The organism is Pseudoalteromonas sp. bablab_jr010, from assembly GCF_016464105.1.
Lineage (GTDB): Bacteria > Pseudomonadota > Gammaproteobacteria > Enterobacterales > Alteromonadaceae > Pseudoalteromonas > Pseudoalteromonas simplex.
On the sequence record NZ_JACDWV010000201.1, the window covers coordinates 167,328 to 186,603 of the forward strand.

18 protein-coding genes and 1 pseudogene are annotated in these 19,276 nt (G+C 41.0%); 11 read left to right on the forward strand and 8 right to left on the reverse strand.

Annotation, left to right across the window (positions count from 1 at the left end; genetic code table 11):
* Positions 1-60: 60 nt before the first annotated feature.
* Positions 61-1,167, reverse strand: coding sequence for a phosphoribosylaminoimidazolesuccinocarboxamide synthase (locus JIG37_RS21450; RefSeq protein ID WP_138598860.1), 1,107 nt, complete (start codon positions 1,165-1,167; stop codon positions 61-63).
* 217 nt (positions 1,168-1,384) lie between these two features.
* Here JIG37_RS21450 and JIG37_RS21455 point away from each other — a divergent pair, with 217 nt between their 5' ends.
* Genes JIG37_RS21455 through JIG37_RS21470 form a run of 4 tightly spaced genes read left to right on the forward strand, consistent with a single transcriptional unit; the run spans position 1,385 to position 4,967 of the window.
* A complete protein-coding gene (locus tag JIG37_RS21455) occupies positions 1,385-2,458 on the forward strand; it encodes a CDP-glycerol glycerophosphotransferase family protein (RefSeq protein WP_228482591.1) in 1,074 nt (357 codons plus the stop codon).
* 16 nt (positions 2,459-2,474) lie between these two features.
* Entirely contained in the window at positions 2,475-3,173 is a 699-nt protein-coding gene (locus JIG37_RS21460; RefSeq protein WP_138598859.1) for an ABC transporter ATP-binding protein, read from the forward strand.
* Positions 3,160-4,470, forward strand: a complete 1,311-nt coding sequence (locus tag JIG37_RS21465; protein WP_199530239.1) for an ABC transporter permease — start codon at positions 3,160-3,162, stop codon at positions 4,468-4,470. The genes JIG37_RS21460 and JIG37_RS21465 overlap by 14 nt, the downstream gene beginning before the upstream one ends.
* Positions 4,471-4,478: 8 nt before the next feature.
* Positions 4,479-4,967: a DUF3299 domain-containing protein gene (locus JIG37_RS21470; RefSeq protein WP_199530240.1), complete on the forward strand. Its 489-nt coding sequence runs from the start codon at positions 4,479-4,481 to the stop codon at positions 4,965-4,967.
* 33 nt (positions 4,968-5,000) lie between these two features.
* On the opposite strand, the gene mutM is transcribed toward JIG37_RS21470, so the two are convergent.
* Together mutM and JIG37_RS21480 are read right to left on the reverse strand one after the other, a co-directional pair.
* Positions 5,001-5,810, reverse strand: a complete 810-nt coding sequence (gene mutM, locus JIG37_RS21475; RefSeq protein WP_054552701.1) for a bifunctional DNA-formamidopyrimidine glycosylase/DNA-(apurinic or apyrimidinic site) lyase — start codon at positions 5,808-5,810, stop codon at positions 5,001-5,003.
* Between the two features lie 11 nt (positions 5,811-5,821).
* Positions 5,822-6,313 carry a hypothetical protein gene (locus JIG37_RS21480; protein WP_054552702.1) on the reverse strand — a complete coding sequence of 164 codons (492 nt, stop codon included), beginning with the start codon at positions 6,311-6,313 and terminating at the stop codon, positions 5,822-5,824.
* 151 nt (positions 6,314-6,464) lie between these two features.
* On the opposite strand from JIG37_RS21480, the gene JIG37_RS21485 reads away from it, so the two are divergent.
* Positions 6,465-7,391: a manganese-dependent inorganic pyrophosphatase gene (locus tag JIG37_RS21485; RefSeq protein WP_199530241.1), complete on the forward strand. Its 927-nt coding sequence runs from the start codon at positions 6,465-6,467 to the stop codon at positions 7,389-7,391.
* Between the two features lie 69 nt (positions 7,392-7,460).
* On the opposite strand, the gene rlmB is transcribed toward JIG37_RS21485, so the two are convergent.
* The 5 genes from rlmB to JIG37_RS21510 all read right to left on the reverse strand — a co-directional run bounded on the left by rlmB (position 7,461) and on the right by JIG37_RS21510 (position 12,892).
* Positions 7,461-8,207, reverse strand: a complete 747-nt coding sequence (rlmB, locus tag JIG37_RS21490; protein WP_199530242.1) for a 23S rRNA (guanosine(2251)-2'-O)-methyltransferase RlmB — start codon at positions 8,205-8,207, stop codon at positions 7,461-7,463.
* Positions 8,204-10,687, reverse strand: a complete 2,484-nt coding sequence (gene rnr, locus JIG37_RS21495; protein ID WP_199530243.1) for a ribonuclease R — start codon at positions 10,685-10,687, stop codon at positions 8,204-8,206. The genes rlmB and rnr overlap by 4 nt, the downstream gene beginning before the upstream one ends.
* Before the next feature lie 146 nt (positions 10,688-10,833).
* Positions 10,834-11,436, reverse strand: a complete 603-nt coding sequence (locus JIG37_RS21500; RefSeq protein ID WP_199530244.1) for a response regulator transcription factor — start codon at positions 11,434-11,436, stop codon at positions 10,834-10,836.
* Entirely contained in the window at positions 11,433-12,551 is a 1,119-nt protein-coding gene (locus JIG37_RS21505) for a histidine kinase (protein ID WP_166338796.1), read from the reverse strand. Before JIG37_RS21505 ends, JIG37_RS21500 begins: the two co-directional genes overlap by 4 nt.
* A 14-nt stretch (positions 12,552-12,565) precedes the next feature.
* Positions 12,566-12,892, reverse strand: a complete 327-nt coding sequence (locus JIG37_RS21510; RefSeq protein ID WP_054552883.1) for a multidrug efflux SMR transporter — start codon at positions 12,890-12,892, stop codon at positions 12,566-12,568.
* A gap of 215 nt (positions 12,893-13,107) precedes the next feature.
* Between JIG37_RS21510 and JIG37_RS21515 the strand changes: the two genes are divergently transcribed.
* From JIG37_RS21515 to JIG37_RS21540, 6 genes and pseudogenes are all read left to right on the forward strand, one after another.
* The gene (locus tag JIG37_RS21515) at positions 13,108-13,956 is read left to right on the forward strand and encodes a DUF350 domain-containing protein (protein WP_194441970.1); all 849 of its coding nucleotides are present in this window, start codon (positions 13,108-13,110) and stop codon (positions 13,954-13,956) included.
* 20 nt (positions 13,957-13,976) lie between these two features.
* Positions 13,977-14,795: a hypothetical protein gene (locus JIG37_RS21520; RefSeq protein ID WP_054561029.1), complete on the forward strand. Its 819-nt coding sequence runs from the start codon at positions 13,977-13,979 to the stop codon at positions 14,793-14,795.
* On the forward strand, positions 14,785-16,311 hold the full coding sequence (locus tag JIG37_RS21525) for a polyamine aminopropyltransferase (protein WP_348535096.1): 1,527 nt from the start codon (positions 14,785-14,787) through the stop codon (positions 16,309-16,311). Before JIG37_RS21520 ends, JIG37_RS21525 begins: the two co-directional genes overlap by 11 nt.
* A gap of 87 nt (positions 16,312-16,398) precedes the next feature.
* A complete protein-coding gene (locus JIG37_RS21530) occupies positions 16,399-17,265 on the forward strand; it encodes a DMT family transporter (RefSeq protein ID WP_199530245.1) in 867 nt (288 codons plus the stop codon).
* Positions 17,265-17,959 (forward strand): annotated as a pseudogene (locus JIG37_RS21535) (glycerophosphodiester phosphodiesterase family protein). Before JIG37_RS21530 ends, JIG37_RS21535 begins: the two are co-directional and overlap by 1 nt.
* Positions 17,960-18,043: 84 nt before the next feature.
* Entirely contained in the window at positions 18,044-19,261 is a 1,218-nt protein-coding gene (locus tag JIG37_RS21540) for a methyl-accepting chemotaxis protein (protein ID WP_199530295.1), read from the forward strand.
* The last annotated feature ends 15 nt before the right edge of the window (positions 19,262-19,276 follow it).

Genomic DNA, 19,276 nt, shown 5'->3' on the forward strand with positions numbered 1-19,276 from the left:
TTGTGACAGCTTGGCTTTAAAAATAGCATTTTAGCTATGAATAAAATTAGTAAATGCCTATTAATCGTGCTTAATTAAGCCATAATCACTATCTAAAATTGCGATTACTTCATTTCTTGGGTCACTAGGAATAGTGATTTCTTGACCAATAATTTTACTCGCAATGCCAACGTAGGTATCAGACACTTCAAGCATCACTGATTCTGGCAAGGTGTAGTCTTTAGCAAGCTGCTCACGCTCGCCCATACGGTCTTTATTTAATAACACGTCGCTGTCTGGCACGTTATTAATTAATAACTGGCGGAAACCCTCTTTTGAGTTTTCAATGATTTTACCGTCACGGTAAGCTGGACCATCCCAGATACGTGATGAGTCTGGTGTGCCTACTTCATCGATATAGATAAGCTTATCTGAACCATCAATGTCTTCAACATAACCAAATTCAAATTTAGTATCGACAAAGATTTGATCAAGCTGTGCAAGTTCATCACTGATCAGCTTAAAGCCTTCAACAAGTAATTGCTCATATTTAGCGACATCATCTTCAGATTTGAAGTTAAAAACAGCTAAGTTATTCGTAATATTTTCACGGGTAATATTTACATCATCTACTTCAGGGATCTCAGCAACACCGGTAATAATGCCTTTCGTTGATGGCGTAATTAACACTTCATCTAACTTTTGGTTCGCAGCTAAGCCTTCTGGTAAATCAATACCACAGAAACTACGTGTACCTTTGGCGTAGTCACGCCACATACTGCCAGTAATATATTGGCGCGCAATGGCTTCAACTTTTACTGTACTTGCTTTACGCACAATCCATACATATGGATGTGGAATATCAACAATATGGTTACCAGCAAGACCTGCTTTATCAAATAACTTAAACCAATGAGACGCCACAGAGTTTAGCGCGATGCCTTTACCAGGCACCCCATTTAAACCGTTTTCACCTTGCCAAATACAATCAAACGCAGAAATACGGTCAGAAATAACCATAATAGCTAGCTCAGTTCCTTTTGGAACTTGATAACCTTTTTCATTAATTAAACGAGCACTGTCTTCATCCGTTAACCAATAAACTGAACGCACTTTACCACTGTGTACCGCACCTTTGGTACGGATCGGTAAATCATCGTTTACGTCTAAAACTTTATAGCTAGTCATGCTATCTCCGATAGTATTTGGCATGCTCATGTGAGCACATGTATGGGATTGGGGTTATGGCCGCCTATAATAATCTAGACGCCTTGAAAGCTCAATCATTGCACTATCATCAGCAGCCTGCGGACGTGATAAAAAACATAAAAATTTAAACTTCCAGTAATTTTGCTGTCATAAACATTATTTCGCTATAATAGCGACCTCGCAATAGGAGGTTTTCTTGGATTACTTAGCAGCTACCGCAAACAAAAAATACTTAATGTTTATTTCGCAGAACTATTCGTACGCGATCTTACGCCCATTACAACGGGAGATTTTAGCCCGAGGTGGCGAAGTTCGCTGGTTTTTGTACGGCGATGAAGTAAATCCAAACTTCCTTCACCAAGATGAGATTCGATTATTATCAGTAGATGAGCTCAAAGACTGGCGCCCAGATATCGTGTATGTACCAGGGAATGTGGTGCCGGATTTCATCCCTGGAAAAAAAGTGGCTGTTTTCCATGGTTTCAATTCAGGAAAGCGCATGAATAAAGGTGTTGATAATCACTTTAATATTCGAGGGTGCTTCGACTTATATTGCACTCAAGGGCCAACAACCACGACTACTTTTTTAGAGCTTGCCCAGCAACATGGATTCTTTAAAGTAAAAGAAACGGGCTGGCCGACGCTCGATCCTTACTTTAGTGAGATTGAAAACAATCCATACAAAAATCATGATGACAACAGAAAAACCTTATTGATTTGCTCGACTTTCTCAAAGCGCCTTTCTCTTGCACCTAAATTATACGAACAAATAAAAGCATACAGTGAACAAGGCAAGTGGCGAATTTTGGTGCAATTTCACCCAAAAATGCCAAGCGAGATTGTTGAACAATACAAGGCTCTACAAAACGACAATCTAACCTTTGTCGAGACTGATAACGTATTACCACTATTACAAGCAGCGGATGTTATGCTGTGTGATACCTCGTCTATTTTGCTTATGTTTATCTTACAAAGAAAACCTGTGGTGACTTTTTGTAATCATGGTGCTGGTGAGCATTTAGTTGATATTACAGATGCAGATAAAGTTGCCGAGGCAATTGACTATGCATTGAGTAAGCCTGCGGAATTAATGGCAAAAATCGAACACTTCTGCCAGCAACTGCATCCTTACCAAGACGGCTTATCGAGTCAACGTGTACTTGCTGCTAGCAATGAATTACTATTGAGCAATCCTGCACTTAAGCCGAAACCACGTAATTTTATTCGTAATTTTAAAATGCGCAAAGAGTTAAATTACTGGCGATGGTAACAATTCATAGGTCGTTATGATCACGCTTGAAAATGTGCTTTTTAAATGGCACGCAAAACAACCTGAGCCGACGATCAATATTACTAAGCTAGATATTGATCAAGGCGAACATGTTTTTCTTCACGGTCCGAGTGGTTGTGGTAAATCAACGTTATTATCCCTGCTTGCTGGTGTCACAGTGCCAACACAAGGCAATATCCAGCTTCTTGGTAAAGCGATTAACCAACTGAGCAATAGTAAACGTGACCGTTTTCGTGCCGACCATATTGGCTATATTTTTCAAAACTTTAATTTACTGCCCTATTTATCGCCCATTGAAAACGTGACTTTGGGTTGCCAATTTTCAAAGCAAAGGCAAAAAAACGCATTAAAAAATAGTGCAACAATAGCCGCGGAGGCAAGCCGCTTACTCACTGCTTTAGGACTAAACGACGCCTTGCAACATCAAGCCGTTGCACAGCTGAGTATAGGTCAGCAACAAAGAGTTGCCGCAGCGCGAGCTTTTATCGGCAGCCCTGAAATTATCATTGCAGATGAACCTACCTCAGCACTCGACACGCAAAATCGCCAAGCCTTCGTAAAATTATTATTTGAACAGGCAAACGCAGCAAATAGCACGCTAATTTTTGTTAGCCATGATGAAACATTACAAACGCTATTTACCCGCAGTATCAGCCTTGTTGAGTTACAAGGAGGCACAGATGCTACTCATTAAACTCGCCACAAAAAGTTTATTAAACCGAAAGGCCAGCGCCCTTCTCACCCTGTTTACCATTGCTATCAGCGTAATGCTACTCATGTCGATTGAGCGGGTTCGTGTCGATGCAAAAAGTAGCTTTAGCAATACAATTTCTGGTACTGATTTAATTGTCGGTGCGCGTACCGGTGATATCCAACTACTGCTGTCTTCGGTATTTCGGATTGGCCATGCTAATAATGGTGTGAGTTGGAAAAGCTACCAATACATCTCTGAGCAGCGCGGTGTAAAATGGGCTATCCCTATGTCGCTTGGCGACAGCCATAAAGGTTTAGCTGTACTTGGTACAAATAAAGACTATTTTGAGCACTATCGCTTTGCTAAAAAACAGCCGTTAAGCTTTTCACAAGGTCATGAGTTTAATCATTTATTTGAGGTTGTACTAGGGGCTGAGGTTGCCAATACCCTTGGCTATCAACTTGGTGATGAAGTGGTGATTGCACACGGCATGGGCAATACCAGCTTTCATAATCATGACGATAACCCATTTAAAGTAGTTGGTATTTTAAAACCAACGGGGACACCTGTTGATAAAACCCTGCATATCCCACTTGCAGCAATTGACGCGATTCATGGCGGTCATGCTCATCAGCATGAAGCCGCTCAGGCTGATGCAAATGACCATGACCATGACCATGACCACGACCACGACCACGACCACGACCACGACCAGCATGATGATGTTGATTTAGTTGGCACACCAAAGCAAATAACCGCTTTTTTACTTGGTTTCGATTCACCTCTTTATACCTTACAAGTACGTCGTAATATCAACCAATATAAAGATGAGGCACTGCTTGCCATCATGCCGGGTGTTACTTTGCGTGAACTCTGGGAAATGCTCTCTATCGTTGAAAAAATCTTGCTGTTATTTTCTATTGTTGTGGTATTGATCAGTTTGCTTGGCATGTTAACTAGCCTGCTTTCAAGCTTAAATCAACGCCGCAGAGAACTTGCAATTTTGCGCTCTGTTGGCGCAAGACCTTGGCATATTTTCACCTTGATCAGTGTCGAATCATTACTCATTACAGGGCTTGGCTGCATTGTTGGTATCGCATTATTCTATGCTTTAATGCTACTCGGCGCAGATTACTTGCAAAGCCATGCCGGAATAAGCCTAAATATAGCCTTATTGTCATCCTATGAACTCATGCTTTTAGCTGCGATAATGGTTGCAGGCTTTATTGTTGGGTTAATTCCCGCAACTCGCGCGTATTTCTACTCTCTTGCTGATGGTATGAGTATTAAAATTTAAGGAATGTTATGCCGTTTTTTCGAAAGTTCATCGCTTTAGTCGCATTAGTTGTGTGTGCTGGAGCTAATGCTGGCGCACCTAAAGAAATCTTCTGGGAAGATTTAATTCCAAAAGGTCATGTGCAAATCGATACCCAAGCGCAAGCAAACCATGAAGGCTCTGAGCAAAACTGGGTGCAACCAGACCTTGATGCTCCCGTGGTAAAAGAACTTAATGGTCAATCAGTAAGTTTGCCTGGTTTTGTTGTTCCGCTTGAAGGCGACAGCGAAGTGATCACCGAGTTTTTATTGGTTCCTTATTTTGGTGCATGTATTCACGTGCCACCACCGCCACCAAATCAAATTGTGCATGTCACGATTAAAGATGGCGTGCCAATCGAAAGCCTATACGATGCGATTGTCGTGACTGGCGTTATCAGCACCGAAACCTGGTCTGGTGAAATTGCTCAAGTCGGCTATAAAATGAAAGCCGTTGGTGTAGCACCATTTGAACTCTAATGAAAAAGCACGCCTTGGCGTGCTTCTTCATTGTTATTTTTGACAATTAGAGCAGTACACTGTGCTTCTTTGTCCTAACCTAATTTCTTTTAATGGCTCTTTACACGTTACACATGGCTCACCTTTGCGACCATAAACTAGTAATTGCTGGGCAAAATAACCGGGCTTACCATCACTTTGAGCAAAATCTTTTAATGTTGTGCCGCCTTGCGTGATAGCCGCAGCAAGTGTTTCTTTAATAATAGGCACTAATTGCTGATAACGCTTTAAAGACACCTTGCCGGCTTCTCGTTTCGGGTGAATTCCAGCCTTAAATAACGACTCATTGGCATAGATATTACCTACACCAACTACCACAGCGTTATCCATAATAAACTGTTTAATTGGTACTTTTTTATTTCTAGACTGTTCGTAAACACGCTTTGCAGCAAACTCATCGGTAAGAGGCTCCGGTCCAAGCTTGGTTAGCAAGGTATGACATTCGCCTGGTGCTTGCCATAAGCAGGCACCAAAGCGACGGGCGTCGTTGAGTCTTAACGCTTTACCTGAGGCTAAAATAAATTCGATATGGTCGTGCTTTTTTAATGGCTCATCTGCGCTCACAACTCGTAAGTTGCCCGACATTCCTAAGTGCAAAATAACACTACCCAGCTCACAACCGAGTAATAAATATTTTGCTCTACGCTCCACTGAAGTAACTTTAAGTCCTTGTAATTGATATACATCATCAGGCACAGGCCAACGCATACTGGCGTTATGAATATTTACTTTGGTCACTGTTTGGTTAAGCACATGCGGCGTAATTCCCAAACGGCTAACTTCAACTTCTGGTAATTCAGGCATCTGTGACTCTCTTAAAACGGGTATAACGGAAATAACTTAGCAGCATCAGCTTGTTCAAGCTCAAATACTCGTTGTAACCGCTTATCTAATAAATAGTATTGCTGATCTATGTTGTACAACTGATACACCGCTGGCAACTGCTCCCCGGCTAGCCACACGGAGGCAACATAATCAGCCGATGTCTGTGAAATTTTACTAACAGGGAGACTGGCAATAGTCAGTTTTTGATGTTGCCAAAGTTCAACAAGTTGTTCGAGCTGCTGCTCATCGCCTTGCCATGTGGTTTCTTGCAGTGATTGGCTACGCCAAGAGGTGCCGATACGCTCGATTTTTAATTCTGGAAATGCCATCGCCAAAATAAAGCTTTGCTCTGGGAGTAATGCTTGTACTCCTTCTTCAACAGGCTGTGTATTGAGCTTTTTATGAAGGCCATTGAAGAAAAAAATCATCAATAGCATCGAAATAATCACCACATTATTCCATGCTTTTCGGCTCAAGCGCATCAGTATCTTCCTCAGTTTTCAATATCTTAAAGTGTAACCAAAAAGGACATTAATTGGCAGTTGTAATTGATCAACAAAATTTCATGTCTGTTATGTATCAATCTGTCGATACTTTGCTAAAATATCCGCCAAATTTAAAGGAGTTCCGTCAATGTCAATGTATGTAGTGGGTCATAAGATCCCTGATTCAGATTCAATTTGCGGTGCAATTGCGCTTGCTTACTTAAAAAACCAGATCAATGAACCTGCGATCCCGACGCGTTTAGGTGAAGTATCACCTGAAACACAATTTATCCTAGATAAATTCGGTTTCGAAGCACCTGAGCTAAAACTTAGCTACGCAGGCGAAGACGTTTATATCGTTGACCACACAGAAAAAACACAAGCACCTGATGACATCGATGAAGCACGCGTTGTAGGTGTTGTTGATCACCACAAACTAGGCGACTTAACATCATCAACACCACTTGAGTGTTGGATCCGCCCAGTGGGTTGTTCAAACACTATCATCAAAATGATGTATGACTTCTACAACGTAGAGATTCCAAAAGATATCGCAGGCATCATGTTATGCGCTATCTTAAGCGACACTGTAATCTTTAAATCACCAACGTGTACAACAGCTGATATCAAATGTGTTGAAGCACTTGCTGAAATCGCTGGCATCGAAGATTTCAAAGAACTGGGCATGGAAATGTTCAAGGTTAAATCAGCAGTTGAAGGCACGCCTGCACGTGATTTAGTAATGCGTGATTTCAAAGACTTCAACATGAACGGTAAGCTAGTAGGTATTGGCCAGCTAGAAGTTATCGACCTTGCTGTATTTGATGAGATCAAAGCAGACCTTGAAGCTGACATCGCAAAGCTTAAAGAAGAAGGCGGTCGCCACTCAGTATTACTCCTGTTAACTGATATCATGAAAGAAGGCTCTGAAATGCTAATTGCGTCTGATGACGTATCAGTAATCGAAGCTGCCTATGATGTTAAATCAGAAGACGGTCGCGTATGGTTAGGTGGCGTATTAAGCCGTAAGAAGCAAGTAGTACCACCACTACAAGACGCTTTTGCAAAGATCTAATCTTACGAAATAGATACAAAAAAGCCGATGTTACATCGGCTTTTTTTGTGTCTGAAATTTTCGCGGTAGTTAGATTTGCGTTGCATTACGCTGACGTAACACTTCAAATAAACAAATACCGGTCGCAACTGACACATTTAAGCTAGATACCGTACCAGCCATTGGGATTTTAACTAATAAATCACAATGCTCACGTGTAAGACGGCGCATACCATCCCCTTCAGCACCCATAACAACAGCCATTGGCCCTGTTAGATTTGCATCAAATAACTCAGTATCTGTTTCACCGGCAGTACCAACAACCCAAACGCCTGCATCTTTAATTTCACGTAGCGTACGCGCAAGATTGGTTACTTGTACCAATGGCACTGTTTCTGCTGCACCACACGCTACCTTGCGCGCTGTACCGTTTAGTTTTGCAGATTTATCTTTAGGAACGATAATCGCGTGTACGCCCGCAGCATCTGCACTACGTAAACAGGCACCTAAGTTATGCGGATCAGTAATGCCATCAAGCACCAATAAGAAAGGCGTTTCTTCACGGGCTATGATCTCATCTAGATCTTTTTCATTGTACATGCGCGCCGCTTTTACATTAGCGATAATGCCTTGGTGCTGCTCACCATTTGCTTTATTATCAAGCACTTTACGCTGCATAAATTGTACCGAAATACCGAATTTACGTGCTTGGTCAATAACCGGGTTTAAACGTTTATCTTCACGTCCTTTTAAAGCGTATATTTCTAAAAAGCGCTCAGGCTCTTTTGCTAATATTGCTTCAACTGAGTGAAAACCAAAAATTAATTCATTACTCACGTATTATTTGCTCCTCGGCCATTACGTTTACGGGCATTCTTACCCGGTCTTTTTGCCTTTTTGGTGGCTTTTTTCTTACTCTTCTTTTTGCCAGCTTTTACAGCATCAGCTTGTTTACTATTAGGCTTTTTACGCCCTTTAGAAGGTGAAGACTTGCCACGTTTTTCATTCTCTTTGTCGCCTGATTTTGCCTCAAAGCTGCCTGACTGCGCTTTTTTACCAGGAATTTTACCTGCTTTGAGCTGGGCACGAACACTTGGTTTTGCAGGGGCACTACGGCCACGACGACGCGCATAACGGTCTTGTTGCGCTTCACCTGCTAACACTAAGTTTATGCGTCGCTCATCAAGACTGACAGATGACACCTGAACCGTTAGTTTATCGCCTAAACGATAAACGGTGTGCGTTTGTTCACCAATCAAGCAATGCTTAGCACCATCGTAATGGAAGTACTCATTGCCCAGGTTAGTTACATGGATCATGCCGTCGATTTGTAAATCGTCTAAGCGTACAAATAAACCAAAGTTAGTTACCGATGAGATCACCCCACCAAATTCGTCACCAACATGGTCTTGCATAAATTCACATTTCAGCCAATCTGCGACTTCACGAGTCGCATCATCAGCACGGCGTTCAGTGGTTGAGCACTGCTCACCTAAAATATCAACTTCGTCATCAGTGTAGGCATACTCACCCGATGTTTGCTGACCTTGCGCTTTAAGTACCGCTTTAATTGCACGGTGCACCACTAAATCAGGATAACGACGAATAGGCGACGTAAAGTGGGCATACGCCGGTAAAGCTAAACCAAAGTGGCCAATGTTATCTGGCTGATACACCGCTTGCTTCATTGAACGAAGCAACATGGTTTGAATAAGCTCAGCTTCTGGGCGGTCGCCTAATTTAGTTAACACGTGAGTGATTTCTTTTGGTGTTGGCTCATCAGAAATCGCGGTTTCGATGCCCAGCTCTGATAAAAAGTTTCTGAAGAAACCAAGCTTTTCAGCATCTGGCTCATCATGCACACGATAAAGCGCACTTGCCTCGTGCTTTTCTAATAATCGGGCTGCCGATACGTTCGCTAAAATCATGCACTCTTCGATAAGTTTGTGTGCATCATTGCGAACCACTGGCACGATTGATTCAATCTTACGGTGTGCATTAAACACAAAACGCGTTTCTAAGGTTTCAAACTCAATCGCACCACGCTCTTGGCGAGCAGCTTTGAGTGCCATATACATTTGCTGTAAATCAGTTAAATGTGGCACCATCTCGGCATATTCTTCACGCAGCTTTTCATCGCCTTGTAAAATCGCATTCACTTTCGTGTAAGTAAAACGAGCGTGTGAATTCATCACCGCTTCGTAAAATTTATACCCAGACAACTTACCTGCTTCTGATACTGTCATCTCAGCAACCATACACAAGCGGTCAACTTTCGGGTTCAATGAGCATAAGCCATTCGATAACACTTTTGGCAGCATCGGAATAACTTGCTCAGGGAAGTACACTGAGTTACCACGTTCAATCGCTTCTTTATTCAGAGGCGTGTTCATTCCTACGTAGTGCGACACATCGGCAATGGCCACCCATAAACGCCAACCACCTGATGGTTTGCGCTCACAATAAACGGCATCATCAAAGTCACGGGCATCTTCACCGTCGATTGTAACTAGCGGTAAGTCACGTAAATCAACACGACCTTGCTTTGCTTGTTCATCAACAAATTCACCTAAATGAGCAACTTGCTTTTCAACCGCTTCTGGCCACACATGAGGAATATCGTGATTGCGTAGTGCAACTTCAATTTCCATACCCGGTGCTAAGTGCTCACCTAGTACCTCAGTGACTTTACCTACCGCATTCATATGTCGGCTAGGGTTTTGGGTAATTTGCACCTGCACCATTTGGTTGTGGCGCGCGCCATTTTCACTACCCGGTAGTATCATAATGTCTTGCGTTATGCGTGGGTCTTCAGCCACAACAACTGCAATACCATGCTCAACAAAATAGCGGCCAACAATCGGTGCACGTTCATTGGTTAATACCTTAATGATACGTGCTTCGCATTTGCCGCTAGCGCCTTTGCGATTACCTTTAGCAAGCACAATGTCACCGTGCAACACCATATTCATTTGGTGCTTGGCGATAAACCAATCTTTACTCTCACCTTCAACTTCTAAAAAGCCGAATCCGTCACGATGACCAATGACCTTGCCTTTAACCAAGCCTGATTCATCAATCAATGCGTAGCATTTAAACTTATTGAAATACAGTTGACCATCGCGCTCCATAGCACGTAAACGACGTTTGAACGCAATTTGACGTTCTGTATCATTCACATGTAATTCGTCACAAAGTTGTGTGAAGTTTGCTGGTTTGGCACGAGATTCTAAGTGAGTAAGTATAAACTCACGGCTAGGGACGGGGTTTTCGTACTTTTCTTGTTCTCGACTGAGATTTGGATCCTGTTTTGACATTCACTATCTTGTTAGTTGGTTATGTTGTTATTTTAACCCATAACCTAACAATGAGACAGGCAAAAGCTATGAAACTTTTAAGAAATTAATTAAACCTGTTTTCGCACTCAAACTTGCTCAATAATTTAATAGCAAAATTAAGGACCTTATAACCACCCTTTTCTCTTTGCAATTCTAGCAGCGTCGATACGGTTACTTGCATTTAATTTACTAATCGCCTCTGACAAGTAATTACGTACGGTTCCCTCACTTAAGTATAATTTAGCTGCAATCATTTGCGTTTTTAACCCCTCTGCAGCTAACTTTAATGATGCCCGCTCTTTTTCAGTTAGTGGGTCTCTATCATCTAAAGCACTTAAAACTAATTCAGGATCTATCACTTTATGCCCAGACATGACTTTTTTAAGTGCTAGAATTAAACTATCACTTGATGCCTCTTTAAGAATAAACCCCTTTACACCAGCATCTAAAGAGCGCCTGATATAGCCTGCTTTAGAAAAAGTAGTCATGATTACTATACGACTTTCACTCTTTTCTATTGCCAATTTTTCAGCAAGTTCAATTCCTGATAACTCCGGCATTTCAATATCTGTAAGAACGATGTCAGGTTTACACTTTGGTATTTCAGCAAGCGCCACCTTGCCATTTTCAGCCTGACCAATTACTTGAACATTTTCATCAAGGCCTAAAAGAGCAGCAACAGCTCCTCTAACTAACGCTTGATCTTCAACAAGATAGACTCTTATCATTCTGCCCGCTCCGATTTAATACTCAAAGGCAATTTAATAAATGCAACGAACTGTTGATTACAAAAACTAAACTCGGCCTTTCCCCCTAGCTGTAGAGATCGCTCTTTAATTCCCGATAGACCATTTCCAAGTGTAATTTGGCTAGTTTCATTTGCATTATTTTTCATTTTAATGTCAACACTATCCAGTGTTTGTAATATTGATATTTCACAATATTTAGCACTACTGTGGCGCAATATATTGGTTACAGCCTCTTTAATTATTAGGTTAACAACTCCTTCTAATTTTGCCGGCAAGTCAACAACCTTAATATTACGAATAACTTTGAAGCCACTCTCCTCTAACCGAACAATTAACCTATTAATTTGTGTATCTATATCCAATTCTTTTAAATCAGTTACAACTTTTCTTACATCGCTTAATAGCTCCCTAGCCAACTCCGCAACCTGAAAAATTTCCGACCTTGCTTGAGCCTGTCTATTAGCTTGACTTAATTTGCTCGCGAGCTCCGCTTTTAAAGCGATTGAAGATAAAGAATGGCCTAACACATCATGCAAATCTCTAGCTATGCGCTCTCGCTCTGCAATTGCTGCAAACTGCTCTAACTGTTTGCTATTTTGCTTTTCTCGGCGTTTATGGAAAAATTCATTACGCCCTGCAATACCATAACTAAATAAAGCGACAAGCAATATAAGAGAACCACTGAGAAAGTACTCAGCATAATTTTCATTGATTATCTGGCTACTAGATAGCAAAGCTAAAAGTAGTATCGAAATTGCAAAAATACGCGCACGGTTCGAAAAGTTATAGCCTACAATATATGCTACAAAACCAAATAAAGTCGCGGAGCCAACTGTTAGATAACTAGCAATGACACAAACCAAAATAAGCGACATTAGCTGCAGCCAAACTTGTTCTGTTCCTCTTTGTGTTGCTTTCACATACAAATAAATAAAAATTAAGTACAACAGAACAATCGTGAACATCTGCATAAAGTCAGTGCTTTCAATTTGGAAAATACTCGGAAGCAAATAGAATCCCGAAAAAAGCAGTGGCCCCCAATTCCAAAAAGAGGTCAAATTCGTTTTTTTATCCTTAAGCCGACTATTTAACATATCACTTGCTTCTTTTAGTTGGTTTGAAATTTTAGCCCAATTATTCCGACTAAAATTAATATAATACAGATTATCTGAAATATCGTAATAGACTCTCTAAGCCATATCACACTAAATATTGATACCCCAACAGTACCAATACCGACCCAAATCGCATAACTAATCCCGAGAGGTAATGACTTTAAAGCAAATGACAAAAAGGCAAAGCTGGCCCACATAGCTGCAAATGTAACAACTGAAGGCCATAGCTTAGTAAAGCCATTTGACTGCTTCATAGCAAGTGCCCAAATAACCTCAAAAATTCCTGCAATTAATAAACTTATCCACGCCGCATTATTCATTTTTATTCCTCCAGAAAGTAGAAGCTTAACTATTACTTTTTCTACTTGCCGGAATAAGTGAATTTTGTCATTGATTGAACTGACAATTGTCATAAAAAAGCGATGAAACTTTTAAGAAATTGATTAATTCTGCCAAAAATGAAGCTTTGATATTCTTTGCAACAAACACTCTGTGTTAATATTTTCGGAAAATAACAACAAGCTAACATAATTATATGGATATTAACTTAACCCACTACCTCGCAACGATGGCCTATAACAGCGCCTATATTGGTCTATTCATTGCGATCATAGCCGTTGCAAAACTGTCGTATAACTTAGCAACCCCTTATAACACCACCAGCCAGTTAACCGATAATGCCAACAGTGCCTTAGGTTTATCTATTGGTGGCTATTTAGGGGCAATTACCATTATTTATGGCTTTGTTTTAGCTGGGCCTAGTCAAGGTTTGCTAAGCGATTTGATGAATGTATCTCTGTACAGTGTATTAGGTATGGTACTGCTAACCTGCTCACGTATTTTGAATGACAAGTTACTGCTGCGTTTGTTCTGTAACCAGGAGCAATTAATTAACCAACAAAACGAGGCCGTAGGCTTAGTACAAGCGGCAAACTATATGGCTGCAGCGCTGATCATTGGTGGTGCATTAACCGGCGAAGGCAGCTGGTTATCGGCCATTGTGTTTTATTTTTTAGGGCAACTAATGCTGATCATTTTTGCCAAAGGCTATGATCACCTCACTGCTTTTAATCTTCACGAACAGCTCGAAAAAGGTAACAAAGCCGTAGCGCTTAGCTTTTCTGGCACCATGTTGGCGCTAGCTATTATCTTGTGTCATGCGCTCATTGGTGGCTTTCATACTTGGCAACAAAGCTTAAGCTTATTCTTTATTGACGCATTATTTGGCTTTTTAATTTTACCAATTGTGCGTTACCTCGTTGATAAAATTATCTTTAGCAAAATTTCACTCGACCAAGCAATGTACGACAAAAACACCGCCGTAGCGGTTATTGAAAGCAGCATTGCAATCTGTGTTGCTGTTATCATCACTATCGCTATTTAAGCTTATTTATGGAGTAATGGATGAACATCTATAAGCTTTTTATTATTGCCGCTATCACATTTGTTGTTTGCTTAGTGATACGTGCAGATCTACAAGCGCCACTTATTAGTGGCCAATATGGCAACTTTAAAGACTACGACGGACAAGACAAACCTTACCTATTTACAGTGCCAGAAGATGGCCAAATGATGCGCTTAGAAATTAAAGGCAGACTGCCTTTAAACTCATGGAAAGCCATTGATATCGAAATTTTTGACCCTGATGGTAACTACTTATTTAGTTACTCTGATGAACTTTGGGCAGAAACCGGACACGATTCAGATGGTAAATGGACTGAGTACCGTGATTATACTCATCACGATGTCCACTTCCCTAAGAAGGGGCAATATAGCGCCTACGTCAGTAGTACGTTTGGCCCAAATAAGCGTGCCGAACATTTTAGTTATACGTTTCGTATTATCCCAATCAAAGGTAACAGTAATTTCATGTTACCGCTGTTATGGATTTCTGGCTTCATCGGCGGTGTAGCGCTATTTGTAATGCTGCATCGTTTAGAAGCTGAGCGTGAAGGCTCCGATATTACTTATAAACCAATCAATAAGTTAAACCCTGAGGCTATAAAAGCAATGGAATCGCGCATCTCTGTTTGGCCTATTGTGTTACTTTTTTTAGCACCCGTGCTCTTCTTTTCCTTCTTGGCATATAGCAAAGGTGACAAAGAGCAAGATTGGCAAGTTTACTCCTATCACCACCTCACGATAAGCGTTGATAAACAATTGCGTGAGCAAAGTATTGGTAGTGCAGGTTTCCGTTCACGAGGCGGCCCTGGTGGTAAATAAGTCAATTCGCGAAAGCCACATTTTACTGTTTAGTATTTTTGTTGCTGGCCTTTGCTCAATTATCTATGAGCTACTGATCGCAACAACGGGTGCCTACTTTTTGGGTGATAGCATCACCCAATTTTCTCTGACGATTGGCGTCTATATGGCGGCAATGGGCATAGGCTCTTATTTTTCGCGTTTTGTGCCCGATAAACCATTGCTAGCTTATTTTATTGGTTTTGAGTTAGCGCTTGCGTTACTCGGTGGTTTGAGTGTGCCCTTGCTGTATTTCTGTTATGCGTTTGGTTTACCACTGCAAGCCATTAGTATTTTACTCATCACGCTAATAGGGATTTTGATTGGCTTAGAAATTCCGCTATTAAGTCGCCTAATGGAAAAACATTATGCGCTAAAAGCAAACCTCGCCAATGTGTTATCTATTGACTACTTTGGCGCCCTACTTGCGACTTTACTGTTTCCTTTTCTATTTTTACCTTGGCTTGGGGTTTTTAAAACAGCGTTAAGTTTTGGCTTAATGAATCTAAGTATTGCGCTGTTATTGCTGTGGTACTTTATCGACCATATCAGCCCAAATCGTCGAAAAGTGCTTAGGCTCACGCTTGTTTTAGTTAGCTTAATATTGGTGCTTTGTTTATTTGCGAGTAAACAGCTCACCCATCTTTGGCAAAGCCAAATCTACGATGACCGTGTTGTACACTCAGAACAAACGCCCTATCAGCAAATTGTACTGACTCGTCATAAAGATGATATTCGGCTTTATTTAAACGGTGGCTTACAGTTTTCATCGATTGATGAGTATCGCTATCACGAAGCGCTTATTCATCCCGCTATGGTGCGCCATGGTAATGCAAAACGTATTCTAATTTTAGGTGGTGGCGATGGCTTGGCGGCCAGAGAGCTTTTGAAATACCCGCAAATTGAGTCTGTTACTATAGTCGATTTAGACCCTGCAGTAGCTAGGCTTGCGCAAACTAATCACAACCTGACAACTCTTAACAAGCACTCACTCAGTGACCCTAAAGTGACGGTTATTCATCAAGATGCTTATGTGTTTATTGAGCAAAGCGAACAGCTGTTCGATATTATTTTTATTGATTTACCTGATCCAAAAGCAATCAATTTAGCACGGCTTTACAGTCAGCAGTTTTATCAACTAGTAAAAACACGATTACCAAATAACGGTATTGTAGTGACCCAGGCCACCAGCCCATTTTTTGCGAAACACGCATTTTGGTCTATCAATAATACGCTCAGTGCAGCAGGCTTTGCGCACACCTTGCCTTACCATTTGAATGTGCCCTCTTTTGGCGAATGGGGATTTGTTATGGCTTGCAACTTGATGTGTAGTAACCAACAAGTATTACCGGTTAAAACCCGCTTTTACCGCCCAGAAAATGACGCACAATTGTTCATTTTTACCCCGGATATTAGCGCTAACAATGAAAAAGTATCGACGCTTGATGAGCCTAATGTGCTGCACTATTACTTGCAGGGATGGAAATATTGGAACTAAACGAATGGATTAGCCCATTTGGGGAGTTTACAAAGTAAAGGATTACCGTTACAAAGAGAGTTAATAACAACAATAACAAGGTTTGTAATGCAGGCGCACAAACAGAGCCTAATATACTTACATATTGCAGTACTCCTATTTGGGGGGACTGCATTATTCGCTAAACTAGTCAGCCTAAGTGCATTAGATATTACCGTTTACCGAACAGCAATTGCTGGCTGTGCCTTACTGATCTTACTTACAATTCAACACAAAGCGATTAAGCTTCACTCGCGTCGTGACTACCTTATAGCCTTGTTACTTGGCGTCACTGTTGGAATACATTGGCTCACCTACTTCGCAGGTATGCAACTAGCAGGTATTGCAGTCGGTATGATTGCCTTTTTTACTTACCCTGTTATCACGGTATTTTTAGAGCCTTTATTTCATGGAAGTAAACCACAGCTCAAAGATATTTTTAGCGCCTTGGTGGTGATGCTTGGTATTTATTTACTTATTCCTGATGCCAGCTTAGGCAATGATGTCACCCTCGGTATTGCTATTGGTATTTTGTCTGCGTTCTTTTTTGCGTTTCGAAATATCGTTCATAAGCGTTACTTTAGCCAATATAGCGGCCCACAAACCATGCTTTACCAAACTTGGATCGCCTGCATTATGCTGTGTGCCTTTGTCGAGGTACCGCCATTACAAGTTGATACAATAAATTGGCTGCTATTAATTACTGTAGGGGTTATTTTTACAGCAGCACCGCATTCACTGTTTGCAGCAAGCCTAAAAAACTTATCAGCTTCAACCGCTGGTTTGATATCCTGTTTGCAGCCTTTATACGGTACGTTTTTCGCTTTTTTAATTTTGCATGAGCAACCTTCAATTAGCACTCTTATTGGTGGCGCACTAGTTATTAGCGCCGCTTTTTATGAAACATGGTCAGTGACTCGTAGGTATAAGCAATGATGAAAGTATTCGCTCACAGAGGTGCCAGTGGTACCTACCCAGAAAATACTCAAGCGCCATTATCGCCGCTGTTGATTTAGCAGTAGATGGCATCGAAATTGATGTGCAAAGCTGCCTTGATGATTACATGATTATTCACGACACTTGGCTTGATCGTACAACTTCAGGTCGCGGTAAAGTAAACGCCTGCTCAAAAGAGCAAATTCAACAATACGATGCAGGCAATGGCGAATGCGTGCCCACTTTACAACAGGCAATCGATTGGGTTGGTAATAAAACTTTACTTAATTTAGAGCTTAAACATACTTTTTCGTTAGACAAGTTTGTAGAGCTTATTGAGTCAAATGTCAGTGCAGGGAAAATATCTCGGGATAACCTGTTAGTCTCTTCATTTGATCACCACCAACTGATGTGGCTAAAGCAAAAACTGCCGTGGGTAAAGATTGGTGCACTTACCGCTTCTATCCCAATTAATTACAGCGAGTTTGCGCAAAAACTGCATGCCTATAGCATTCATGTAGATAAAAACTTTATAAACCATGAGTTTGTTGCTGACGCAAAACAACGCGGCCTTCAAGTTTATGCTTACACGGTCGATAAAGTGGAAGATATCGAATTAATGCTAGAGTATGGCGTAGATGGTATTTTTACTAATTTTCCGTGCCATGCACAAATGACACTGCAGTCACTGTAACTCAACAAAACTAAGCTATACTGTTGAATTATGTGACATTGAATAATAAAAAATTACGCCAAAATGAATCAACACAACACCTTAATGAGTAGCTATATGCGCATTTATAATTTTATCGAACAAACATTCTTTTACACTCTTACACGTAAGATTGTCGGTAATTTAGGTTTTGTGTTTGCGTTTCAAGCTACTACTTTAATCTGGCTTTATAGCAGCCTGTCAGAGCAACAAGTTGGCATGGGACTATTTTGGTTAATGACCTTTGTTATCATCGCGAGCTTTATTTTTACTATTTTCTACATGCGCTTTTTAATTGTGCGCCCAGTGCAAGCAATGCGCGATACACTTGAGCAAATCAACCGTCATGATGCAGATTTATCTGCCAAGTTACCGCATTTTACCTACGATGAATTTCGTGATTTAAGTGAGCAGTACAATACCTTTACAGTTCATTTAGCAAATCTATTAGCCACCACATACCAAAGTGCACAAGCCAGTGCAGATAGTAGTTCAAAGATGACTCATTCAATGCAGCAAACCGCAGAAATGAGCCACCAGCAAATCAAGTTTAGCCAAACCATTACTGATTCGAGTAACCAAATAACTTCAAGCCTTGAGAATATCTCAGCGAACACTGATAGCGTGCACCATGTTAATAGTGAGCACTTAAACTTTGTAAAACACTCAGCCACTGAGTTATCAGCATTAGTTAAAAAGGTCGCGATGATTAGCCAAATTTTGGGTAACTTCTCAGCAACTGTGTCTGGCCTAAAAGAAAACAGCGAGAACATTCGCGCCATTTTAAAAATGGTAGAAGAGTTTTCTGACCAAACCAATTTACTTGCACTGAATGCTGCAATTGAAGCGGCACGTGCAGGTGAAGCTGGCCGAGGCTTTGCCGTGGTTGCCGATGAAGTTAGATCACTATCGGTTAAAGTAAACGACGCAACCCGCCAAATAACCGATTTTATTAATCAAATGAATAGTCTGGTTAGCGAAACCAATAAAGAATCTGAGCAACTAATTAACCACTCGAGTGAAGCTGAAACAGCGATTAGCAATACCTCTACAGGCTTTAGTAATATGCTTAGCGAATTTGAGCAAAACCAACAACAACTACAGCAGATTGTTAGTGCGGTGCATTTACTAGAGCAAACTCAAACCCACACTCATCAAACTGTTGAGCAAATAGTTGCTCTGGGTGAACAAGCAAAACAGCAGATTGATGAATCACTCGCTGACTGCCAACAATCACACAAACTGAGCCAACAAACCCAAGAGCAATTAAAACGCTTTGTGTAATCGGCTTTTAACTGC